The sequence below is a fragment of the Streptomyces sporangiiformans genome, assembly GCF_005768555.2.
Taxonomy (GTDB): domain Bacteria; phylum Actinomycetota; class Actinomycetes; order Streptomycetales; family Streptomycetaceae; genus Streptomyces; species Streptomyces sporangiiformans.
In genome coordinates, this window is sequence record NZ_VCHX02000179.1 from 40,545 (window position 1) to 63,826 (window position 23,282).

The 23,282-nt window shown below is 72.2% G+C and carries 17 protein-coding genes; 12 read left to right on the forward strand and 5 right to left on the reverse strand.

The window, feature by feature from the left end; translation table 11 throughout:
• Window positions 1-6: 6 nt before the first annotated feature.
• The 8 genes from FGD71_RS32335 (at window position 7) to FGD71_RS32370 (ending at window position 8,290) form a co-directional block, all read left to right on the forward strand.
• Complete coding sequence (locus tag FGD71_RS32335) at window positions 7-1,383, forward strand: carbohydrate ABC transporter permease (protein WP_119104109.1); 1,377 nt, start codon at window positions 7-9, stop codon at window positions 1,381-1,383.
• Window positions 1,380-2,300, forward strand: a complete 921-nt coding sequence (locus FGD71_RS32340) for a carbohydrate ABC transporter permease (protein ID WP_119104110.1) — start codon at window positions 1,380-1,382, stop codon at window positions 2,298-2,300. Before FGD71_RS32335 ends, FGD71_RS32340 begins: the two co-directional genes overlap by 4 nt.
• A gap of 110 nt (window positions 2,301-2,410) precedes the next feature.
• Window positions 2,411-3,148 (forward strand): phosphotransferase family protein, encoded by a 738-nt coding sequence (locus FGD71_RS32345; RefSeq protein WP_240436878.1) that lies wholly within the window; start codon window positions 2,411-2,413, stop codon window positions 3,146-3,148.
• A gap of 484 nt (window positions 3,149-3,632) precedes the next feature.
• Complete coding sequence (locus FGD71_RS32350; protein ID WP_162931290.1) at window positions 3,633-5,522, forward strand: ATP-binding protein; 1,890 nt, start codon at window positions 3,633-3,635, stop codon at window positions 5,520-5,522.
• A 124-nt stretch (window positions 5,523-5,646) separates the two neighbouring features.
• Entirely contained in the window at window positions 5,647-6,057 is a 411-nt protein-coding gene (locus tag FGD71_RS32355; RefSeq protein ID WP_119104112.1) for a roadblock/LC7 domain-containing protein, read from the forward strand.
• A gap of 4 nt (window positions 6,058-6,061) precedes the next feature.
• Window positions 6,062-6,418, forward strand: coding sequence for a DUF742 domain-containing protein (locus FGD71_RS32360; protein WP_119104135.1), 357 nt, complete (start codon window positions 6,062-6,064; stop codon window positions 6,416-6,418).
• Complete coding sequence (locus FGD71_RS32365) at window positions 6,399-7,010, forward strand: GTP-binding protein (protein ID WP_119104113.1); 612 nt, start codon at window positions 6,399-6,401, stop codon at window positions 7,008-7,010. Before FGD71_RS32360 ends, FGD71_RS32365 begins: the two co-directional genes overlap by 20 nt.
• Window positions 7,007-8,290 carry a cytochrome P450 gene (locus FGD71_RS32370; RefSeq protein WP_119104114.1) on the forward strand — a complete coding sequence of 428 codons (1,284 nt, stop codon included), beginning with the start codon at window positions 7,007-7,009 and terminating at the stop codon, window positions 8,288-8,290. The genes FGD71_RS32365 and FGD71_RS32370 overlap by 4 nt, the downstream gene beginning before the upstream one ends.
• A 12-nt stretch (window positions 8,291-8,302) precedes the next feature.
• Here the strand turns inward: FGD71_RS32370 and FGD71_RS32375 are convergent, their stop codons facing one another.
• The 3 genes from FGD71_RS32375 to FGD71_RS32385 all read right to left on the reverse strand — a co-directional run bounded on the left by FGD71_RS32375 (window position 8,303) and on the right by FGD71_RS32385 (window position 11,513).
• Window positions 8,303-9,529 carry a cytochrome P450 gene (locus FGD71_RS32375; RefSeq protein WP_119104115.1) on the reverse strand — a complete coding sequence of 409 codons (1,227 nt, stop codon included), beginning with the start codon at window positions 9,527-9,529 and terminating at the stop codon, window positions 8,303-8,305.
• Window positions 9,530-9,618: 89 nt separating this feature from the next.
• Window positions 9,619-10,278, reverse strand: a complete 660-nt coding sequence (locus FGD71_RS32380) for a response regulator (RefSeq protein ID WP_181359318.1) — start codon at window positions 10,276-10,278, stop codon at window positions 9,619-9,621.
• Entirely contained in the window at window positions 10,251-11,513 is a 1,263-nt protein-coding gene (locus FGD71_RS32385) for a sensor histidine kinase (RefSeq protein ID WP_119104136.1), read from the reverse strand. Before FGD71_RS32385 ends, FGD71_RS32380 begins: the two co-directional genes overlap by 28 nt.
• A gap of 189 nt (window positions 11,514-11,702) precedes the next feature.
• On the opposite strand from FGD71_RS32385, the gene FGD71_RS32390 reads away from it, so the two are divergent.
• The 4 genes from FGD71_RS32390 (at window position 11,703) to FGD71_RS32405 (ending at window position 20,702) form a co-directional block, all read left to right on the forward strand.
• Window positions 11,703-12,458, forward strand: coding sequence for an ABC transporter ATP-binding protein (locus FGD71_RS32390; protein ID WP_119104117.1), 756 nt, complete (start codon window positions 11,703-11,705; stop codon window positions 12,456-12,458).
• A complete protein-coding gene (locus tag FGD71_RS32395) occupies window positions 12,452-14,974 on the forward strand; it encodes an FtsX-like permease family protein (protein ID WP_119104118.1) in 2,523 nt (840 codons plus the stop codon). Before FGD71_RS32390 ends, FGD71_RS32395 begins: the two co-directional genes overlap by 7 nt.
• A 302-nt stretch (window positions 14,975-15,276) precedes the next feature.
• Window positions 15,277-19,209, forward strand: coding sequence for a Pls/PosA family non-ribosomal peptide synthetase (locus tag FGD71_RS32400; protein WP_119104119.1), 3,933 nt, complete (start codon window positions 15,277-15,279; stop codon window positions 19,207-19,209).
• A gap of 104 nt (window positions 19,210-19,313) precedes the next feature.
• Window positions 19,314-20,702, forward strand: coding sequence for a M1 family metallopeptidase (locus tag FGD71_RS32405; RefSeq protein ID WP_240436879.1), 1,389 nt, complete (start codon window positions 19,314-19,316; stop codon window positions 20,700-20,702).
• A gap of 30 nt (window positions 20,703-20,732) precedes the next feature.
• Here the strand turns inward: FGD71_RS32405 and FGD71_RS32410 are convergent, their stop codons facing one another.
• Both FGD71_RS32410 and FGD71_RS32415 read right to left on the reverse strand, forming a co-directional pair.
• On the reverse strand, window positions 20,733-21,629 hold the full coding sequence (locus FGD71_RS32410; protein ID WP_119104121.1) for a peptidoglycan-binding protein: 897 nt from the start codon (window positions 21,627-21,629) through the stop codon (window positions 20,733-20,735).
• Window positions 21,629-23,188 carry a DUF6519 domain-containing protein gene (locus FGD71_RS32415; protein ID WP_119104122.1) on the reverse strand — a complete coding sequence of 520 codons (1,560 nt, stop codon included), beginning with the start codon at window positions 23,186-23,188 and terminating at the stop codon, window positions 21,629-21,631. Before FGD71_RS32415 ends, FGD71_RS32410 begins: the two co-directional genes overlap by 1 nt.
• Window positions 23,189-23,282 lie beyond the last annotated feature (94 nt).

Here is a 23,282-nt window from a genome sequence, read left to right on the forward strand (position 1 = left end):
GTCGTCATGTCACGGACCCTGTCACCGCCGTCCCCCGCCGCCCCCGCGGCGGCGGGGGCACCCGCCCGTCGCGCGAGGCCGCCCCTGGGCCGTGCGTGGATCGCGGCATTCTTCCTGCTGCCCGCGCTGATCCTGCTCGGCGCGCTCGTGGTGTATCCGATCGTGTGGTCGGCGATACGAAGTCTCTTCGGCCCGGACGGCTTCACGGACTTCGTCGGGCTGTCCAACTACACCGGTGTCTTCACCGACCACCAGACCCTCGTCGCCCTCAAGAACAACGCGATCTGGGTCGTGGTCGCACCCGTCGTGGCCACCGGGCTGGGCCTGATCTTCGCCGTGCTCACCGAGCGGATCCGCTGGGGCACGGCATTCAAACTGGTCGTCTTCATGCCCATGGCCATCTCCATGCTGGCCGCCGGCATCATCTTCCGGCTGGTGTACGACCAGGACCCCGGCAAGGGCGTGGCCAACGCGGTCGCGACCGGCGTCCATGACACCTTCTTCAAGGCATCGGCCTATCCCGGAGCCCACCCCCGGGTGGCGGGTGCGGGCAGCGGCACTCTGGCCGGGCCAGTCGGCGGCCCCTACACCAGCAAGCCCGTCAGGCCCGGCAGCGGCCCGGCCGCGCTGGCTCTGGTCGGAGTGCAGCCCAGTACCCTGACCGACGCGACGCAGGCCGCTTCGCCCAGTGGCTGCCCGCAGGGGGCGCTGTGCGGCACGGTCTGGCTGGACTTCCAGCCGGGCGGCGGCACCCCCGGGAAGATCGACCCTGGGGAGAAGTCGCTCGCCGGCGTCCGGGTCGAGGCCGTGCGCGACGGGCACGTCGTCGCCACGGCCACCGCGGCCAAGGACGGCACGTTCGCCCTGCCCGCGTCCCGGATCGGGGCCGCACCGCTGCAACTGCGCCTGCCCGCGACGAACTTCACTGCCCAGTACGCGGGTGTCAACTGGCTCGGCCCGACCCTGGTCACCTGGTCGATCATCGGTGCCTACGTCTGGATGTGGACCGGCTTCGCCATGGTCCTCATCGCCGCCGGGCTGGCCGGGATCCCCCGGGAGCTGCTGGAGGCCGCCCGTGTCGACGGAGCGCGGGAGTGGCAGGTCTTCCGCCGCATCACGGTGCCGCTGCTGGCGCCGGTGCTGGGCGTGGTCCTGGTCACGCTGGTGATCAACGTACTGAAGATCTTCGACCTGGTGTACGTCATCGCCCCCGGCGCCAGCCAGCAGGACGCCAACGTACTGGCCCTGCAGCTCTATCTGTCCTCCTTCGGCGGCGGCAACGACCAGGGCACCGGCAGCGCGCTCGCCGTGCTCCTGCTCGCCCTGGTCGCGCCGGCCATGTTCCTCAACATCAAGCGGTTCCGAAAGGAGAAGTCACGGTGACAACCCTTCAGACCGCTCAGGACGCCCAGTTCGCCGCAACCGCCCGGACCGCCTCCGGCCGCACGGGACGGGGCGCCGCCGCCCGCGCGGCACGTCGGCTCGCCGGCGGATCCACACGGCTGGTCCTGCTGGCCGTCGCCCTGTTCTGGCTTCTGCCCACCGTCGGCCTGCTGCTTTCCTCCCTGCGCGGGCCGATGGACATCCAGTCGTCAGGCTGGTGGACGGTCCTCACCAAGCCCGCGCAGCTGACCCTGCACAACTACACCAACCTGCTGGACAACTCGACGATCACGCAGTCGTTCCTGAACAGTCTGCTGATCACCGTCCCTGCCACGCTGCTGGTCGTGGTCGTCGGCTCACTCGCCGGATACGTCTTCGCGTGGGTCGAATTCCCGGGCCGGGACTGGGTCTTCCTGCTCATCGTCGGCCTGCTCGTGGTGCCCCTGCAGGTCGCGCTGGTGCCCATCACCAGTCTGTTCGGGGAGATCGGGATCTTCGGCAGCATCGTCAGTGTCGTCCTCTTCCACGTCGCTTTCGGCCTGCCGTTCGCGATCTTCCTGCTCAGGAACTTCTTCGCGGGCATCCCGCGCGAACTGCTGGAGGCAGCCCGTCTCGACGGAGCGGGCGAGTTGTGGCTCTTCGTCCGAGTGGTGGTTCCGCTGGGCGGGCCGGCGATAGCCTCGCTCGGTATCTTCCAGTTCCTGTGGGTCTGGAACGACATGCTCGTCGCGCTCATCTTCGCCGACCCGGGCTCGGCCCCGCTCACTGTGGCCCTGCAACAGCAGACCCGTCAGTTCGGCACCAACATCGACGTCCTGTCCTCCGGCGCCTTTCTCTCCATGATCATCCCGCTGGTGGTCTTCTTCGCCTTCCAGCGGCAGTTCGTCAACGGCGTCATGGCAGGAGCCCTGAAGTAGCCGCCCTCCCCTTCGCGGGACGTGATCGTGGACACTGAGGGGGTGACCCCGCACGAGGCAGCGGAACCTGTGCTGACGCTCGCCAGTCCCTGCCCGGTACGGCCCTGACCGTGGGCAGGGAGAACGAGGTGCCGTTGACCGGCGGGCGGATCACCCCCGGCGTGGTCAGGGTGGGCGGTACCGTCCGGCGGCCGGTCACGCGGGCGTCGCCGTTCGTCGCGGAGCTGCTCGGTCACCTCAGGCGCCAGGGATTCACCGGGGCCCCGCGTCACCTGGGGCTCGACGCGGTCGGCCGTGATGTGCTCAGCTACCTGCCCGGCTGGGTGCCCGCGCGCTTCCAGCGCTGGGCCGATCCCCAGATCGCCGCCGCCGGCGCCCTGCTCCGTGCCTTCCATGACGCCACCCGTGGTTGCGGCTTGGCCGGCCGGCATCCCGTGGTCTGCCATCACGACCCGGGGCCGAACAACACCGTGTTCTCCGGCGCCGTTCCCGTCGCCTTCATCGACTTCGACACCGCGGCCCCGGGCGACCCGCTCGAAGACCTCGGCTACATGGCCTGGACCTGGTGCGTCTCCTCCAAGGCCGACGCCCGGCCCGCCCGCGCGCAAGCCGCCCAGGTACGCGTCCTCGCCGACGCCTACGACAGCGACGCCACCACCCGACGAGGCCTCGTGGACGCGATGCTCGAACGGCAGGCCCGTAACGCCCGTTGGTGGCGGGAACAGCTCGACGCTCCCGGGCCTCGGCTCGCCGACCGTGGACAGATCCTCGCCCGCGTCGCCTGGTCCGAGCGGGAATACGCCCACACCGAAGCCCACCGGGATGCCTTCGCCGCCGCCCTGCGCTGACGTCCGATCGACACCCGCCCGGCATCCACGCGCTCCTTCCCGGTCGGCCAAGATGGCTGAAGTTCGCCCGTCAGTGGGTGGATTCGCCCCTGCCGTGCGGCGTCCCGCGCTCGGAATTCCGCTTATTTGTCGCGGGTGTCGAGGCATGCCGAAAACGTCTGCTCCACCCCTTCCTGTGGGGTGTTCGACGGGGTTCGACGGCGGTTCGGCCGACGTTCATCGGCGCTCGGGGCGTATCACAGGCATCGCCACCGCGGCCCACTATGCGACGACGTGTTCCGGCGCGTGTCGGCGATGGGAAGTTCGCGCTCCGGGCGAGGAACGCGTGGTTAGCATGATTCGCAGGACAAACGCCTTTGCTCATAGGCGACTTGGGGCACACGCGTGCGCGTGGGCCACCGTAGGCACGGACGGCCGGACAGCCCGGCGGGGCCCCGCGTCCGCGGCAAGCACACCACTTCCGACAAGCATCGAGGATCGCGGAATGGCACATCCCGACGCGTCCCGCCCGCGCCCGAAGTCGGCGTGGCGGCATCTGCCGATCGCCACCCTGGTGGTGACCGCTGCGCTCGGCACGCCTGTCGTGCTCGCCGCACCGGACGCCGCACGCCCCTGGGTGGCGGGCACCGTGGCGGCCGCAGGTGGCTGCCTCGTCCTGCTCGCCTCGGCGGCCGCGCGACTGCACCGCCGGCTCACCGCTCAACTGGACAGGACCCTGGCGGAGTCGGCACGGCAGCGCTCGGAGGCGGCGTACCTGGCCGGCGCGGTGGTGCCGGAAATGACCGCGGCGCTGAAGGACCCCACGACCGCCGCGCCGGGAGCGGCCGGTGCCGTGCGGGGACCGGCCGGTGCCGTGCGGGGACCGGCCGGTGCGTGGCATCCCGCGGAGCCTCAGCTCCTGGCGGTGCAGCGCGCCGTGGAGGAGGCCGTGGGCGTGGCGCAGCGGCGCGCGGCCGCGGTGGACGGGGAGCGCCGGCAGGCGGTGCGGGCCCTGGCGAGCATGTCCGACGATCTACGGAAGGCCATGGCGCAGACCCTGCCCACGGCGGTGCGGAGACTGGGCGAGGGGGCCTCGCTGGAGACGGTCCGCGCGGAGCTGCGGCTGTCCCAGTTCGCCAACGCCCACGTGCGCGAGCTGGTGGAGGCCGGTGTACGGGAACTCGCGGTCAGCGAACGGCGTTCCGCGGCCGCCCAGGCCGCCAGCGCGAAGGCGCTGAGCCGGGTGCAGGCCCAGGCCGTGAGCATCCTCGCGGACTTGCGGGGGATGCAGGACCGGCACGGCGAGGCGGTCCTCGGCGACCTGCTCGAGCTGGACCACAGCACCTCCCAGCTCGGCCTGCTCACCGACCGGCTGGCGCTGCTCATGGGCGGGCGGGCGAGCCGGTCGTGGAACAAGCCGATCCCCATGGAGAGCGTCCTGCGCGGCGCCGTGGGGCGGATCGCCGCGTACCGCAGGGTCAGAATCAACTGCTCCAGCAACGCGGCCGTGTCCGGGTTCGCGGCCGAGGGCGTGATGCACCTCCTGGCCGAGTTGATGGACAACGCGACCAGCTTCTCCGCACCGATCGACCAGGTCCATGTCTACGTGGAGGAACGATCCGCCGGCATCGTCGTCACCGTCGAGGACAGTGGCCTGAAGATGGCCGACGCCGCGCTGCGTCGCGCCGAGGAGGCGGTCTCGGGTGCGATGAGCGACCTCGCCTCCCTCCAGGGGACTCGGCTGGGGCTGGCGGTCGTCGGGCGGCTCGCCGTCAAGTACGGCATCTCCGTCAGCTACCGCCCCTCCTCCCGGGGTGGCACGGGCGTCGTCGTACATCTGCCGGCCCAACTGCTCGCCCAGCAGCGCACGGCTCCTCGCCGGACGGCCCACGAGTTGTCGGCGCCGCCGCTCGGGCGTGCGGTGGCCGCCGCCGAGCGCACCCCGTCGCCCCGGTCGCAGTCGGCCGACGCACCGCCCTCCGAGACGACCGACGCACCGACCGCCGCACCGGCCCCCGCCCCTGCCGCGCCTTCGCCGACGGCTTTCGCCCCGGCCGGCGACCAAGGTACGGGCGACAACGGCTCGGTGACGGCCAACGGTCTGCCCGTACGTCCCCCCGGCCGCACGATGGCGGCCGCCGACCGTGCTCGTACGCGGACGAAGCGTCCCGCGGACGACAGGCCCACCCGTGACGCGGGGAAGAGCTTCGGCGCCTTCCACCGCGCGCGCCTGGCCGCGGCGGCCGGTGAACCGGCCCCGTCCGCCGAACCGGCCCCGTCCTCCCCTCCGGTCATGCCCTCCCCCGAACCAGCCCTGCCCTCACCCGAGCCGACCCCGCCCTCCCCCGAACCGGCCCCGTTCGCCGATTCGGCCGACCCGCGCCACGCCGACTGAGCCCGGCCGCCCCCTCTTCTCTCGGGACGCCCCGACCCGGCGCGCCCGATCCGCCCCCAGACCGGAGATTGGAGGAAAGGGCCGGTGGCCGAGCGTCCACGGATCACCAGCTCTTCACCCACCCATGCAGACCACTGACAACACCCTGACCTGGCTCCTGGAAGGCCTCCTTGAGCGCGCCCCCGGCACCCGGCACGCCCTGGTGCTCTCCCGCGACGGGCTGAAACTGTGCTGGACCGAGCGGTTGGGGGTCGACCAGGCGGACCAGCTCGCGGCCATCGCCTCCGGGATGCAGGCCCTGGCGCAGGGCGCCTCGGTCGAGTTCGGCGACGGCAGCGGAGGCGTGCGCCACTCGATGACGGAGTTCTACGGCGGACTGCTGTTCATCGTCGAGGCCGGTCAGGGTGCGCACCTCGCGGTGATCGCGGACGACGGCGCCGACCCGGGCGCCGTGGGGCACCACATGACCGACCTGGTGGAGCGGATCGGCCAGCACCTGCGTGCCGAGGCCCGTGCCCGGGCAGAGGAGAGCTGATCCGATGAGCCGACGTCCGGTCGACACCGGGGACCCGGACCGGCTGTACACCATCACCGGCGGCCGCAGCGAGGCCCCCGACGATCTCGACCTCGTCTCACTGATCGTCAGCGAGTGCGAGCCCGCGCGCGGCATGCAGTCCGAACACGTGCGGATCCTAAAGCTGTGCCGTCGCCCGGCCGCCGTGGTCGAGATCGCCGCCGAGCTGGGGCTTCCGGTGGCCGTCGTCCGGATCCTCGTGGGGGACCTGCTGGCGATGGAGAAGGTCACCGCGCGCCATCCCCGGGCCGCTCCGGCAGTGGCCGAACTACCCGAATCCTCTCTTCTGCTGGAGGTTCTCGATGGACTCCGTAACCTTTGAGCCTTCCGCCCGTACGCCGTTGAGCGCGGTCGCCGAGACCGGACTCAAGATCGTTGTGGTGGGCGGGTTCGGCGTCGGCAAGACGACACTGGTCCGCTCGGTCAGCGAGATCCGGCCGCTGAACACCGAAGAGGTCATGACCGAGGCCGGCGTCGGCATCGACCGGACGGCCGGCCTGCCCGACAAGTCGACGACGACCGTCGCCTTCGACTTCGGCAGGATCAGCCTGTCCGAGCGGACGGTCCTGTACCTGTTCGGCGCCCCGGGCCAGGAGCGCTTCTGGTTCCTGTGGGACAGGCTCTTCTCGGGCACCCTGGGCGCCGTCGTCCTGGTGGACACCCGGCGGATGAGCGACTGCTGGTACGCGATCGACCGACTGGAGCACCACAACACGCCCTTCCTCGTCGCGGTCAACCGGTTCGAGGGCGACACCAACGCCTTCCCCCTGAGCGAGATCCGCCAGGCGCTCGCGCTGCCCGACCACGTGCCTCTGATCGACTGCGACGCGCGGGTGCGCGCATCCGGCAAGAACGTCCTGATCACTCTTGCCGACCACCTCTACGAACTGGCCATGGCCCGGGAGACCCCATGAACGACGACGCGACCGGCTCCGACTGGCGCCCCGCCGACCCGCCGCCTGCCGCCTCGGGCTGTCCCGCGCATACCGACGCGGTGCCGCTGAGCGGCCTGGAGTACCAGCAGAGTCCGGCCACGGTGTACCAGGAGCTGCGCCGCGCCCATGGCCCCGTGGCGCCCGTGCTGCTGGACGGGGACGTGCCCGCCTGGCTGGTCCTGTCCTACCCGGAGGTCTCGTTCGTGACCTCCCACGACGATCTCTTCGCCCGCGACTCCCGGCGCTGGAACCAATGGGAGAACATTCCCGCGGACTGGCCGCTGCTGCCCTTCGTCGGCTACCAGCCCTCGGTGCTGTTCACCGAGGGCGCCGAGCACCAGCGGCGGGCCGGCGTCATCACCGAGGCTCTGGAGGGCGTCGACCAGTTCGAGCTGGGCGTCAACTGCCGACGTATCGCCGACGAGCTGATCGACGCCTTCGCCGGCAGCGGCGAGGCCGAGCTGATGAGCGCGTACGCGCACCCTCTGGCCATGCGGGCCGCGGTGGAGATGTGCGGCATGGCGGCCCACAGCACGGACACCGACGACCTCGTCAGGGACCTGCGGATCTCTCTGGACACGGCCGAGGGCGAGGACCCGGTCGCCGCCTACGTCCGCGTACAGGAACGCATTCAGCGGCTGGTGGAGGACAAGCGCGAGGGGCCCGGCGCGGACGTGGTGTCCCGCATGCTGTCCCACCCCGAGGGCCTGAGCGACGACGCGATCGTGCAGGACCTGATCTCCGTGGTCGCGGCGGCCCAGCAGCCCACCGCCAACTGGATCTGCAACACGCTGCGGCTGCTGCTCACCGACGACCGCTTCGCGCTCAACGTCTCGGGCGGCCGGGTCAGCGTGGGCGAGGCCCTCACCGAGGTGCTGTGGCTGGACACGCCCACCCAGAACTTCATCGGCCGCTGGGCGGTGCGCGACACCCTGCTCGGCGGCCGCCGGATCAAGGCGGGCGACTGCCTCGTCCTCGGGCTCGCGGCGGCCAACACCGATCCGCAGATCTGGCCCGACGGTCATGTCGGCGCCGAGGGGAACGGCGCCCACCTGTCCTTCTCCAACGGCGAGCACCGCTGCCCCTACCCCGCTCCGCTGCTCGCCGACGTCATCGCGCGTACGGCCGTCGAGACGCTCATGGAGCGGCTGCCCGACGTCGTCCTGTCGGTCGAGCCGGAGGATCTCGTGTGGCGGCCGTCCATCTGGATGCGGGGGCTGACCTCGCTGCCGGTGGAGTTCACGCCCACACTGCGCTGAGGCAGCCCGTCCTCAGTGCGTGGCCGGTGTGAAGCGCACCGGCAGCGTCTGCGGTCCGCGGGTGAACACGCCCTGCTCGGTTGGCCGAAAACCGTCGGCGAACTCCATGTCGGGCATGGCGTCGAGGAGTTGGCCCACCCCGATCTCGACCTCGGCACGGGCCAGCAGGGAGCCCACGCAGAAGTGGCGGCCCAGGGCGAACGCGAGATGGTCGGCCGCGGCGGAGAAGGCCGTCGTGGTCGTCAGATCGTCGCGGAAGATGTCGAAGCGGTCGGGCTCCCGGTAGCGTTCGGGGTCCCGGTTCGCCGCTCCGATCAGGCAGGTCACCGTGGCTCCCGGAGGGACGGTGCCGCCGCTCAGCGTGACCTCCGCGGCCGTCTGCCGCATGATCATGTGCACCGGCGGGGTGTACCGCAGGGTCTCCACGAAGGCCCGCTCGATCAAGTCGCGGTCCTCGCGCACGGCTTGGAGCTGTTCAGGGTGGGCCAGCAGGTTGGCGAAGATGCCGGCCAGCGCCTTGTCCGTGGTCTCCCCGCCCGCCGCGAGCAGCAGACTGCAGAACGCCTTGATGTCCTCGTCGCTCATGCGCACGCCTTCGACCTCGGCGGCGCAGAGGGTGGACAGCAGATCGTCACCGAGGTGGTCACGGCGGTGCCGGATGATCGGGATCATGTACTCGGCGAACTCGACGCGGGTCCGTTCACCGGCCGCGGCGACCTCCGGATCGCCCGCGAGATTGCCGAGGAAGGCGATCACCGAGGTGTACCAGCGGTGGAAGCGGTCGTGGTCGGCCTTGTCCAGTCCGAGCATGTCGGCGATGACGTTGACGGGAAAGCGGGTGGCGAAGTCGGCGACTAGGTCGGCGCTGCCCGTGTGACGGAAGCCGTCGATGAGGGAGCGGGCGTTGTCCTCGATGACGGGCAGGAACTTCTCCTGGAGGTCCCGGCCGCGGAAGGCCGGGGCCACCAGGGCCCGCCGCACCGCGTGCTCGCGCCCGCTGAGTGTCAGGATCGTCCTGCCGTGCACCGGCTCGATCTGCCATACGTAGTTGTCGGTGGTGAACTGTCCTTCGCGGTCCTTGAAGACCCGTTCGACGTCTTCGTAGCGGGACACGATGTAGCTCTGGGTGGCCTCGTGCCACATCAGCGGCGCGCTCTCGCGCATGATCCGGTATGCGGGGTAGGGATCCTCGGCGAATTCGGTCGACAGGATGTCGGGCAGGTCCGGTGCGGTGGTCACGAGCGGGACTCCTTGAGTCGTCAACCGGCAGACCGTTCCAGGCTATTGATCATGCAGGGCCGCGGCACAGCCGATTACCGGCCCCTGGATCAGGCCCGCAGGTAGGCGAGGACCGCCAGCACCCGGCGATGGGTCTCGTCCGCCGGAGGCAGGTCCAGCTTGGTGAGGATGTTGCCGATGTGCTTGCCCACGGCGGCCTCGGACACCACCAGTTCGCGGGCGATCGCACCGTTCGACTTGCCCTCGGCGATCAGGGCCAGGACCTCACGCTCACGCGGGGTGAGCCGCTCCAGCGGATCGCGGCGGCGGCGCAGCAGTTGGCGTACGACTTCGGGGTCGACGACGGTGCCGCCGTCCGCGACCTCGCCCAGGGCGTCCACGAACTGTTCGACCTGCCCGACCCGGTCCTTCAGCAGATAGCCGACGCCCGATCCGTCGCCGGAGTCGAGCAGTTCCGCCGCGTACGTCCGCTGCACGTACTGGCTGAGGACCAGGACGGGCAGTGCGGGCCGCTTCTCGCGCAGGCGCACCGCCGCGTGCAGTCCCTCGTCCTGGAAGCCGGGGGGCATGCGGACATCCGTCACGACGATGTCGGGGGTGTGCTCCTCGACCGCGGCGACCAGGGCCTGCGCGTCGCCGACGGCCGCTACCACTTCATGGCCGCAGCGGCTGAGCAGACCGATGAGCCCTTCCCGCAGCAGCACACTGTCCTCGGCCAGTACTACCCGGAGCGATCGGTCCACTCGCAAGGAAACTCCACACGCAACAGGGTCGGTCCGCCCGGCGGACTGGACAGGGAGAGTCTGCCATCCAGCACCGACACCCGGTCGGCGAGTCCGGTCAGCCCGCTCCCCGCTCCGGCGTCCGCGCCGCCCCGGCCGTCGTCGCGCACCTGAAGGAACAACCGTCCGTCGCGGTGCCCGCCGCTCACCTCCGCGCGGGTCGCCCCACTGTGCTTGGCGATGTTGGCGAGTGCCTCGCAGACCACGAAGTACGCGGCCGCCTCGACCGCTTGAGGCAGGCGTCCGCTCAACTCCAGGTCGACGTCCACGGGGACCGCGGAGCGGTCGGCGGCGTCGGCGACCGCCGCCTGCAGCCCGTAGTCCGCGAGGACCTTGGGGTGGATGCCGTGGATGAGCTCGCGCAGCTCCGCGAGTGCCTTGCCCGCCTCCTCGTGGGCGGTGGCCAGTTGGTCGGCGAGCGCCCCGGGCGGGGCGTCGAGGCGGGCAAGACCGAGCGTCATCGTCAGCGCCACCAGCCGCTGCTGCGCCCCGTCGTGCAGATCCCGCTCGATGCGCCGCCGTTCCGCCTCGAAGGCGTCCACCAACCGGACGCGGGATCGCGCCAGTTCGACGACCCGCACCCCCAGATCGCCTTCGCGTGAGCCGATCAGCAGGCGGGTCAGTTCGGCCCGGGCACCGGCCACGACCCCCAGGACGTACGCGCACAGGCCCAGGAGGACGAGCCCGAGCACGGCGACCGCGAAGGCCGTCGGCCAGGTGGTGACCATCCACTGCTTGAGCACCTTCGTCTCCTGCCCGTCGCCGACCGTGGCCATCAGCAGCGGTGTCGCGACCACAGACAGCGGCAGGAGCAGCGCGACCGTGATCGCGAGGGCGTCGACCGGCCACAGGAGTCCCGCGAACAGCAGGGCGTACAGCAGCTCCCGCCAGGTCGCCCGCTCCTTCAGACGCGTCGTCAGCCAGGCCCTCAGGCCCACGGCGGCGGGTGCCCGGTGCTGGTCGGGTGCCGGTTCCAGGTCGACGAGGCGCAGCCTGCGCCGTTCCACACGGGCCACCGGTATCCCGGTGAGGGCTGTCGCGACGAGCAGGGGCAGCCCCACGAGCACAAGGGCGAGGACCCCGCCTGCCACCGCCATGAGCACGATCGCGACGAGGACGACGACGCCGGTCGCCGCGCCGGTGAGCAGGTATCCGGCCGAGCGCCAGGGCCACGACGACAGGAGGAAGCCCGGCCTGGACATGGCCTGCCACACGTTCCGGGGATGCATGGGGATCACCGTAGGAGGCCCGCCGCGTCCGCGGCCATCGGTCCAGGGGGCGGATCGAGGGTAGGCCTGGCCCTACCCCAGGTCTCGGTTCTGCCGCACTGCGCCGTGGCGGTCCCTCGCGGTTTCTTGGAGTCACCAGGTTCACCGGACGAGTGGGGACAGATGAACGAGCGAGGACAGACCACCGACGACGCGATCCAACTGCGCTCCGTCAGCAGGCGGTACGGGTCGGGCGCCGACGCGGTGACGGCGCTCGACCAGGTCTCGCTCGCCTTTCCCGGGGGGACGCTCACCGCCGTCATGGGCCCCTCCGGCTCGGGCAAGTCGACCCTGTTGCAGTGTGCCGCCGGGCTTGACCGGCCCACGTCGGGGTCGGTCACGGTGGGCGGGACCGAGCTGACGAAGCTGAGCGAGCGGAAGCTGACCCTGCTGCGCCGCCAACGGATCGGGTTCGTCTTCCAGGCGTTCAACCTGCTGCCGTCCCTGACCGCCGAGCAGAACGTGGCGCTGCCGCTGCGGCTCGCCGGCCGCCGTCCCGCCAGGGCCCGGGTCCGCGAGGTGCTTCGGCAGGTGGGGCTGGGCGAGCGGGCAGGGCACCGGCCGACGGAGCTGTCCGGCGGACAGCAACAGCGTGTGGCCCTGGCCCGCGCCCTGATCACCCGCCCCGAGGTGCTCTTCGCCGACGAGCCGACCGGCGCCCTCGACTCGGGGACCAGCCGCGAGGTGCTCGCCCTGCTGCGCGGCATGGTCGACCGTGAGGGTCAGACGGTCATCATGGTCACGCACGACCCGGTTGCCGCCTCCTACGCGGACCGCGTGGTCTTCCTCGTCGACGGCCGGATCAACGGGGAACTCGCCGGGGCGTCCGCCGACGGCATCGCCGCGCGCATGACCCAGCTGGAGGCCGTGCCGTGCTGAGTGTCGCCCTGCGCACCCTGCGCACCCGCTGGGTCACCTTCGTCGGCAGTTTCGTCGCGCTCTCGCTGGGCGTCGCTCTCCTCGCCGTGATGGGCCTCGCTCTCGCCTCGTCGACGGACGCGCCCGAGCGGAGGCCCGAGCGGTTCGCGGCCGCGCCGGTCGTGGTCAAGGGAGCGGACACCCTGCGCGTGCCCACCTCGACCGGCGACGAGGTCCGCGAGCTCGCACACCCCCGTGCCGTGCCGGCCGAACTCGTCGCGCGGCTCAGGACTCTCGGCACCGTCGTCGAGGACCGGTCGTTCGCCGTACGGGCTCGTGGTGGGCCCGGCGACCTGGTCGGCCACCCCTGGTCCACCGCCGCCTTCGCCCCGTACGAGCTGGACGCGGGGCGCGCGCCCCGTGCGGCCGACGAGGTCGTCGTCAGCGGCGACTGGGCGAGGCCGGGCGAGCGGGTACGGACCGACCGCGGCGCGGTACGGGTCGTCGGAACCGCCACCGCGCGTACGGCCGCAGTGGCGTCGGTCTTCTACACCGACCGGCGCGCCGCCCAACTGTCGCCGATGAGCGTCCAGTTGGTCGTCGACGCCGACGCGGCGGCCGTACGCGCGGTGGTGCGCGGCCACGACGGCGTGCAGGTGCTCACCGGTGACGCGCGCCGCCTCGCGGACGCCGACCCCGACCGGGACAGCGAGGCCCTCACCGCGATGAACGCCCTGTTCGGCACGGCCGGCGGCGTCACCGCCTTCGTGTCGGTGTTCGTGGTGGCGTCCACCTTCGCGTTCGCGGTCGCCCAGCGGCGCCGGGAGTTCGGGCTGCTGCGCACCGCCGGCGCGACCCCGGGGCAGATCCGCCGCATGGTGACCGCCGAGGCCCTCGTGGTCGGCGTGCTCGCCTCGGCCGCGGGCTGCGTGCTGGGCGCGTACGGTGCGCCGCGGCTGGCCGAGTGGGTCGTGGACGGCGGACTCGCGCCGGACTGGTTCACCATCGGCGCGTACACCTGGCCGTACCACATGGCCTTCTGGACGGGGCTGTTCGTCGCGCTGTGCGGTGTGGTGGCCGCGTCCTGGCGGGCGGGGCGCACCGGCCCGGCTCAGGCACTGCGCGAGGCGTCCGTGGACACGCGAGCGATGACCGCGGGCCGCTGGGTGTGCGGTGTGGCCCTGCTGCTGACCGCCGCGGTGACACTGGGCGTGGCCCTCGTCGCCGACCCGGGTGACCTGCTGCACCGCAAGACGTACGTCAGCCGCCCGATGCTGCTGATCACCGCGGTCGCACTGCTCGCACCCGTTCTGGTGCGTCCGCTGACCCGGTTGATCGCCTGGCTCCCGGCCCAACTGCCCGGTGCCGGCGGCATGCTGGTGCGCGAGATCGCGGCCACCGGTGTGCGGCGCACCGCCGCTGTCGCGGCGCCCGTCCTGGTCACGGTCGCGCTCGCGGGCTCGTTGCTGGGCGCCACCGCGACGCTGAACGAGGCGGCGGCCACCGAGACGCGCGAGCGGACGGCCGCCGACTTCGTGGTCGTCCCGGCGGGCGACGCGGGCTTCGACGCGGCGACGCTGCGGAAGCTGCGCGACGTGCCGGGCGCCGAGGTGTCCGCGACCTCGTCGAGCGCCGTTCACGTCCTCGAGGACGGCGTGGCGCTCGTCAAGTCCGAGGCCCGCGCCGCCGATCCCGGCCCGCTCGCCGCCACGACGCGGCTGCCGCTCGCCGCCGGGAAGGTGACCGGCCTCGACGACGACTCGATCATCGTCAACGAGGAGTGGCAGCGGCACACCGTGGGGCAGCGGGTGGACGTGTGGCTCGGCGACGGCACGAAGAAGTCGCTGCGGATCGCCGCGGTGATGACCACCGGCACCGGCGACAACGGCGTCTACGTCACCCCGCGCAACGCCCCGGGCGCGGTCGTCGACCGCGTCGACGTCGCGCTCGCGGACCGGTCCCACGAGGCCGATGAGACGAACAGAGCCGACAGGGCGAGCAGGACCGGCAGGGCGGCCGGCGCGGACGCAGCCGCCGTGGCCTCCGGGCTGCGTGAGGCGGTACGCGCCTCGGGCGGGCAGGTCCTCACCAAGGACGAGTGGGTGCGGGCGAGTCACCCCGAGACCAACCGGCCGACCCGGCTCGGCCTGCTGCTGGTGCTGGGCATAGCCCTCCTCTACACCGGCATCGCCCTGGCCAACACCATGGTCATGGCGACCTCGGACCAGGTGCGCGACCTGGCCGTACTGCGCCTGGCCGGGGCCACCAGGTGGCAGGTGCTGCGCTGCGTGGGCGCCCAGGCGTTGCTGGTGGTCACGGTCGGCGGGGTGCTGGGACTCCTGGCCGCCGGGCTCAACCTGACGGGCATGTGGGGTGCGCTGCGCCTGCTGTCGGTGCGGACGACGATCGAGATCCCGTGGACGACACTCGGCGCGACGGTGGGCGCCTGCGCGGTACTCGCCCTGGTCTCGTCCGTCGCCCCCGCCGCACTCGCCCTGCGCCGCCGGGCGGTGGAGCTCGCAGGCGTACGGGAGTAAGCCCTGGCGCGGCGCCGGACGCCCCCCCCACACAAAAAGGACCGGTCCCCAAGGTCCGGCCCCCGGTTTCGCTGCGAAGTGTGGGGGACATCTCTCCGGGCGGACGAAGTCCCAGCTCAGGACTGCAGGTCGGCGTCCTCGGACCACCCCGGTGCCACGTCCGTTCGGCCGATCGGACAGGCCGAAAGCCGCTCGCGTACTAAAGTAACTGGGCTTGTTTGGAGCTGGAACGGAACAACCCCAGGCAGACCTGCGGGACCACCAGCGGCCCGGAGGCTCCGGGTACGAGACGCGAGGATCCGATGGCCGCCGTACACGAGAGCCCGGCACTCCACGAGAAGCTCCCTTTCCTCGACGCCGAGTTGAGCGAGCTGGGCGAGTTGGGCGAGTTGGGCGAGTTGGGCGAGTTGGGCGAAGGGTTCGACGACGCGGCGCGGTTCACCGGCGGACCCGCGTCCTCGCCGCGCACCCTCATCGACGTCTTCGAGGCGTCCGTCCGGTCGTACCCCGGTGAGCTCGCCCTGGACGACGGCCACCGCCCTCTCACCTACCGCGCGCTGGCCGCCGAGGTCGAGGCCCTCCGGCGCAGGCTCGCGGCGGCCGGCGTGGGGCTCGGCGACCGGGTCGGCGTCCGTGTCCCGTCCGGCACCAATGACCTGTACGTGGCGATCCTCGCGGTCCTGGCCGCAGGCGCCGCCTATGTGCCGGTGGACGCGGAGGACCCCGACGAGCGCGCCGAGCTGGTCTTCGGTGAGGCCGGGGTGCGGGCGGTAGTCGGGGCCGGGCACGAGCTGACCGTCCACGGCGCCTCCGAGGTGTCCGCCGGGCGGCCCGGTACCGGGCACGACGCATGGATCATCTTCACCTCCGGCTCCACCGGGAAGCCCAAGGGCGTGGCCGTGAGTCACCGCAGCGCCGCGGCCTTCGTGGACGCCGAGGCGGAGCTGTTCCTCACCGAGGACCCGATCGGTCCCGGCGACCGGGTCATGGCCGGGCTGTCCGTCGCCTTCGACGCCTCCTGCGAGGAGATGTGGCTGGCCTGGCGGTACGGCGCCTGTCTGGTGCCTGTGCCCCGCTCCCAGGTGCGCAGTGGTGCCGATCTCGGACCGTGGCTGGTGGAGCAGGAGATCACCGTGGTGTCCACGGTGCCGACGCTGGCCGCCCTGTGGGAGCCGGAGGCGCTCAACGACGTCCGGCTGCTGATCTTCGGCGGCGAGGCCTGCCCGCCCGAGCTGGCGCAGCGCCTGGTCACCGAGGGGCGCGAGGTGTGGAACACCTACGGCCCCACCGAGGCCACCGTGGTCGCGTGCGCCGCGCTGATGACCGGCGAGGAGCCGATCCGGATCGGGCTGCCGCTGAGCGGCTGGGAGCTGGCCGTCGTCGACGAGGCCGGGGAGCCGGTACCGATGGGCGGCAGCGGGCAGCTGGTGATCGGCGGCGTAGGGCTCGCCCGCTACCTCGATCCCGAGAAGGACGCGGAGAAGTACGCCCCGCTGGAGTCGCTCGGCTGGGAGCGCGCGTACCGCAGCGGTGACCTGGTCAAGGCCGAACCGGAGGGGCTGGTCTTCCTCGGGCGGGCCGACGAGCAGATCAAACTGGGCGGCCGGCGGATCGAACTCGGCGAGGTGGACGCCGCGTTGCAGGCCCTGCCCGGGGTGGCGGGCGCCGCGGCCGCCGTGCGCAGCGCGCGCAGCGGCAACCAGCTGCTCGTCGGTTATGTGGTGACACAGGACGGCTGGGATCCCGCCGCGGCCGTCGAGAAACTCCGCGCCGAACTGCCCTCGGCCCTGGTGCCCCTGCTCGCGCCCGTCGACGACCTGCCCACCCGCACCTCCGGCAAGGTCGACCGGGGCGCGCTGCCCTGGCCGCTCGCGGACCTGGAGACCGGTGGTCCCGCCGAGGAGCTGTACGGGACCGAGGCCTGGCTCGCGGAGCAGTGGAGCGAGGTCCTGGGCATCCCCGTGAGCAGCGCGAGGGACGACTTCTTCGCCATCGGCGGCGGCAGCCTCGCGGCCGCCCAGCTCACCACGCGGCTGCGCACCCGCTATCCGAGCGCCGCCGTGCTCGACATCTACCAGCAGCCGACGCTGCGCAAGCTGGCCCGGCGGCTGGAGAAGTCGGCCCAGGACGACGGGGCGTCCCGCAGTGTGACAGCGGTCCCGCTGCGCGCCAAGGTGGTCCAACTGCTCCTGCTGGTCCCGCTGTTCATGCTGCTCGGGCTGCGCTGGACGGTGGCCTTGTGCGCACTCGGCAACGTGCTGCACTGGTTCGGCCCGTATCCGTGGGCGCCCAGCGCCTCCTGGTGGCTGGTGGCCGCCGGGGCCGCGCTGCTCTTCAGCCCGCCGGGGCGGCTCGCGATCGCCGCGGGTGGTGCGCGTCTGCTGCTGCGCGGGGTGAAGGCCGGCCGGTATCCCCGTGGCGGGAGCGTGCATCTGCGACTGTGGGCGGCCGAGCGCCTCGCTGAGTACAGCGGCGCGACCTCGCTGACCGGCGCCTGGCTGGAGCGGTACGCGCGTGCGCTCGGCGCGAGTATCGGCCCCGACGTCGATCTGCACTCGCTGCCGCCGGTGACCGGCATGCTCAAGCTCGGCCGTGGCTGTGCCGTCGAGTCCGAGGTGGACCTGTCCGGGCACTGGCTGGACGGCGACCGGCTGGAGATCGGCCCGGTCAGGGTGGGCGGCGGCGCGGTGGTCGGCACCCGCAGCATGCTCTTCCCGGGTGCCCGCGTCGGCAAGCGGGCCGAGGTGGCCCCCGGCTCCGCCGTGTCCGGGCGCATCCCCACCGGGCAGCGCTGGGCGGGTGCTCCCGCGGTCAAGCTCGGCAAGGCGAAGCGGGACTGGCCCAAGGAGCGCCCGCAGCGCGGGACGTACTGGCGCGTGATGTACGGAATGACCGGCTTCGCCCTGACGGCGCTGCCGCTGCTCGCGGGTGTCGCCGCCCTCCTCGTGGCGAGCGTCTTCGTCACACCGGACGCCGGGCTCGGCGGCGCGCTGCGGGGTGCCGTGCTCGCGCTGGTGCCGGCGACGCTCGCCTTCGGCTTCGCGTACGCGCTGCTCCTGCTGGTCTCCGTACGTCTGCTCAGTGTGCGGTTGCGTCCGGGCACGCATCCCACCCACAGCCGGACCGGCTGGCAGGCCTGGACGGTCACGCAGTTGATGGACCGCTCCCGGGAGACGCTGTTCCCGCTGTACGCCGGGCTGGTCACGCCGGTGTGGCTGCGGCTGCTCGGGATGAGGATCGGGCGGGGTGCCGAGGTGTCCACCGTCCTCGCGCTGCCGAGCCTGACCACGGTCGGCGAGGGCGCGTTCCTCGCGGACGACACGCTGACCGCGCCGTACGAGCTCGGGGGCGGCTGGCTGCGGATCGGGCGGGCGGAGATCGGGCGCCGGGCGTTCCTCGGCAACTCCGGTATGACCGCTCCGGGCCGCTCCGTGCCGGACGGCGGGCTGGTCGGGGTGCTGTCCGCCACGCCGAAGAAGGCCAAGAAGGGCAGCTCGTATCTGGGTCTGCCACCGGTGAAGCTGCCGCGTGCGAGCGAGAGCGGCGATCAGAGCCGTACGTACGACCCGCCCGCGCGGCTGCTGTGGGCGCGCGGGCTGGTGGAGGTGTGCCGGATCGTGCCGGTGTTCTGCTCGGCCGCCCTCGCCGTGCTGACCGTGGCGGCGCTGAGCGCGCTGGGGGTCTGGGCCTGGGCGCTCGCCGGTGTGGTGCTGCTGGCCGCCGGTGCGGCTGCCGCGGCGCTGTCCATCGCGGCGAAGTGGCTGCTCGTGGGCCGGCACCGGGCCGGTGAGCATCCGCTGTGGAGCGGCTTCGTGTGGCGCAACGAGCTGGCCGACACCTTCGTCGAGGTGGTGGCCGTGCCGTGGCTGGCCGGTTCCGTGCCGGGTACGCCGCTGATGAACGTGTGGCTGCGCGGCCTCGGCGCCCGGATCGGCAAGGGTGTCTGGGTGGAGAGCTACTGGCTGCCCGAGACGGACCTGGTGACGCTGGAGGACGCCGCCACCGTCAACCGCGGTTGCGTCCTGCAGACCCACCTCTTCCACGACCGGATCTTGCGAACGGATACTGTGGTCCTCCGTGAGGGCGCCACCCTGGGCCCGGGCGGAATCGTCCTGCCCGGCAGCACCGTCGGGGCACGCAGCACGCTGGGGCCCGCGTCTCTCGTCATGGCGGCAGAGTCCGTTCCCGACGACACCCGTTGGCTGGGCAACCCGATCGAGGCATGGCGTTCCTAGGCGCGGCGCGTACGGCGCCGCCCGCCGAAGGGGCGCGCCGGTGTCGGGAGGCAGTCGGTGCACCGGCACGTCGTACGAGCACAGCGCAGGGAGCAGAGACAGTAGTGGCTGAGCGGACAGCGGGAGCGGGAGCGGACCCGTACTTTCCGGCGAACGGCGATCCCCGCTACCGGGTGCACCGGTACGAACTCGCCCTGGACTACCGCCCGGGACCCAACCGGCTGTCCGGCACCGCCCGGATCAACGCCATCGCGGGCCGGGCGCCGCTCGCCGAATTCCTGCTGAACCTCGCCGACTTCAAAGTGGGCCGGGTCCGCGTCGACGGCCGGGCGCCGCACTACACGCACCGGGGCGGCAGGCTCCGGGTCCGCCCCGCGAAGCCGATCCGCGCCGGGGCCGCCTTCACCGTCGAGGTGCAGTGGTCGGGCAACCCCAAGCCGGTGCGCAGCCCATGGGGCGGGCTCGGCTGGGAGGAGCTGGAGGACGGAGCACTGGTGGCCAGCCAGCCGGTGGGCGCCCCGTCCTGGTACCCGTGCAACGACCGCCCCGCCGACAAGGCCTCGTACCAGCTCTCGATCACCACGCCGTCCGCGTACTCGGTCGTGGCGGGCGGCCGGCTGCTCACGCGGACGACGAAGGCGAGCACCACGACGTGGGTGTACGAGCAGTCGGCGCCGACGTCGAGCTATCTTGTCGGGCTGTCCATCGGCAAGTACCAGACGGTGCTGCTCGGCGACCCGGGTCTGGGCGGCGTACCGCAGGCCGGACACATCCCCGCGCGGCTGCTCACCGAGTTCTCCCGGGACTTCGCCCGGCAGCCCGCGATGATGGAGCTGTTCGAGGAACTGTTCGGCCCGTATCCGTTCGGCGAGTACGCGGTGGTCGTCACCGAGGAGGAGCTGGACGTCCCGGTGGAGGCGCAGGGACTGTCCCTGTTCGGCGCCAACCACGTGGACGGGGCGCGGGGTTCGGAGCGGCTGGTGGCGCACGAGCTGGCGCACCAGTGGTTCGGCAACAGTGTGAGCATCGCCGACTGGCGGCACATCTGGCTGAACGAGGGATTCGCGAAGTACGCGGAGTGGCTGTGGTCGGAGCGTTCCGGCGGCCGTACGGCGCAGGCGCTCGCGGGCATCGCCCACCGGAAGCTGTCCTCACTGCCGCAGGACCTCCGACTGGCGGACCCCGGCCGCAAGCTGATGTTCGACGACCGCCTCTACGAACGCGGCGGACTCACCCTGCACGCGGTCCGCTGCGCGCTGGGCGACGACGCCTTCTTCCGGATGCTGCGCTCCTGGGCCGCCCTGCACCGGGGCGGCACGGTCACCACGTCGGCCTTCACGACCCACGTCGCCCGCTACACGGCTGCCGCCGAGCCGCTGGACGACGTGTTCGCCTCCTGGCTGCATGAGACGGCGCTCCCGCCGCTGCCCTCCCTGGGCGCGGCGATCCCGGCTCGGCCGCCGTACCCGCCCTCCAACTCCGGCTCGGCGTAGAGCGGCGGGCGGCGGCCGAGTGGTTTTTCGTCAGCGTCCTGACCTGGGCACCTTCAGCCTGTCCCAGCTGACCTTGCCCGGGATGCCGTCCGCGTCCTTGCCCTTGAAGCCCTGCCTCTGCTGCCAGAGGGCGTAGGACTTGCGGTCGGCGTCGGTCCACTCGGGGCTGGGACCCTCCTCGTAGCGGCCGCAGCCCTCGGCGACCAGGCGGCGGCCCATGGCCGTGATGATCGGGGACTTCTGGCCGGCGTGGAAGAAGCCGCTGCCCGGGAACGGCTCGTACGACGGCTTGGGGTCGGGCTTCGGCTCGGGGGCGGGTTCATTGCCGCCGCCCTTGCCGCCGAGCCGCTCCCGGATGCGCCGCCGCATGCCGTCCATCGTGAAACCGCGGGGGTCCTGCTTGCCCGGCTGCCACTCCTTGTGACCGATGACGGAGCGCTCGCTCCAGCCGTGGGCGCGGCAGATCGCGGCGGCGACCTTCTCGATGGCCTCCTTCTGCGCCTCGGGCCAGGGGTCCTTGCCGTTGCCGAGGTTGACGCACTCGAAGCCGTAGAAGTGGCGGTTGCCGTCGGTGTCGGCCTCGTTGTCCGGCGGGAGCTTCGTCTCGTTGATCACGGCGCGCAGCACGTCGCCGTCACCGACGCCGGCGTGGTTGGCGCGGCCGTTGCCGACCAGGTGGACCTCGCCCTTCTTGTCGATGACGCCGTGGCACAGGGGCCCTGGCAGGCTCGAGTAGCCGTCGTAGCAGATGTCCACGGAGGCACTGGTGCCAGAGGTGACGGTGTGGTGGATCATCACGCCGTTCATCGGGCCCCAGGGGCCCTTCGAGTTGCGGTTGTGGCGTCGCCAGTTGCGTACCTCGTGGACCGTCAGGCCCTCCGCCCGCAGGATCTGCACCATCTTGGACGCAGTCAGTGGGGTAGCCATTACTTGTCTCCTTCCAGGGCGGCCTCCGCCTCGGCGGTGGTCTGCGACCTGCTCCCGGAGGCGGAACTCTCGGCCGCGATCTCCTCCTCGCGCGCCCGTGCCTCCGCCGCGAGCGTCGCCTCGTCGGCCGCCGGGATGCTGCTCGCCAGCGGGCCGAAGGCGAGGCGCAGGTCCACGGCGCCGGACTCGCCCTTGACCAGGGCCAGCGGGGCGAAGTGACGGGCGATGCCGGCCGGTGCCTGGAGCAGGGGCTTGCGCGCCGCGTCCACCGGCCATTCGACGCTGCCGGTCGCGGTGCGGGCGGGGACGATCCAGTGGTCGCCGGTGCGGTACGTGCCGCCCTTGGCGAAGTAGACCTCGACACCGTCCTCCAGGGGCAGCCACTCCCCCTCCTCCACCGGGACCGCGCCGCCCCGCGGGGCGGCGGAGCGGCCGCGGCGCTTCGGCCCCTCGTGGTGGTCCCAGCGCCGCAGGAACGGGTGCAGGTGGGGCAGACGTCCGACGCCCTGTTCCGGCTCGGCGGACAGGCGTACGCGGCGGCCCGGCAGGTCCAGTTCCTCGACCCTCAGCAGCGGCAGGGGTTCGAGACGGGAGGCGTAGGCCGTGTCGGTGAACTCCACACGGTCCCCGACGTTCAGGTCCAGCTTGTCGTCGTGGCCGAGGGACGCCAACTGCACCCAGGTGCCGTCGAGTTCGTCGACCGGGAAGACCACGGAGCCGTTCTCGCGGGACCACTTGAACGTGGCGTCCTTCGCCTCGCCGCCCTCGTGGACCTCCACCCGGTACAGCTGGTTCTCCGGGCCCCGGTAGCGGGCGTCGGGCTTGACCAGGCACGGGTCCTCGTCCGCGTGGTCCGGCCGCTCGCTGCGCGCGGCCAGCCGCGCCGAGGGGGCGGACTGGCGCTTCGCCCATTTGTCGAACGCGGCGCGGACGACCTCCTTCGACAGGTCGGCGTCCTCGATCTCCAACTCGTCGAGGGCGAGCGGCAGAACCTGCCAGACGACCTTGGCGCGTGCGGCGGTGTCCGGCATCGCCGCGCCGAGCGCGACCTCGCGCAGCGCCGGGTCCTCGGCCGCGGTGACCGAGCGCTCCCAGACCAGCAGGTAGACGAGGAAGGGGTTCGCCGCGGGCGAGGGCAGCCGGTCGCCGGGCTTCTCCGGGTCGCGGTAGCCGTCGGGCTGGTCCCAGTAGGTCCAGTGGGTGGGCGGCTGTGCGGTGTCCTGTTCCGCGGAGTCCTCGGCGTCCTCGTCCGGTACGGGTGTGCCGGGCGCCGGGCGGAACGCGTCGCACAGGATGCCGTCCACGTAGTAGCGGCCGCCGTGGATGTGAAGGGTGTCGATGTCGTGCTTGCCGCCGACGTACTCGATCCGGAAGCCGGCGGCGTTGCGCGGCCCGCCGTGCTGTCCGATCAGGTCGGCGGTGAGGGCGCGGGACTGGTGCAGCTGGATGGCGGTCTGCTCGTTGGCGTCGGCGTCGATCTGGACGCGGCCCTGCTGGGCTATGACCGCGGAGTAGTGCCGCTCCGGGCGGAAGGTGGAGCGGGAGAGATCTGCGTGCATGAAGGGGGTCCCCCTGGTTCGGAGAAGTGCGGGTTCACAAAGTCGTTGTCGGCGCCCGTCACGAAGGCCAGTACGAGGCTCAGCTCGCGAGGAC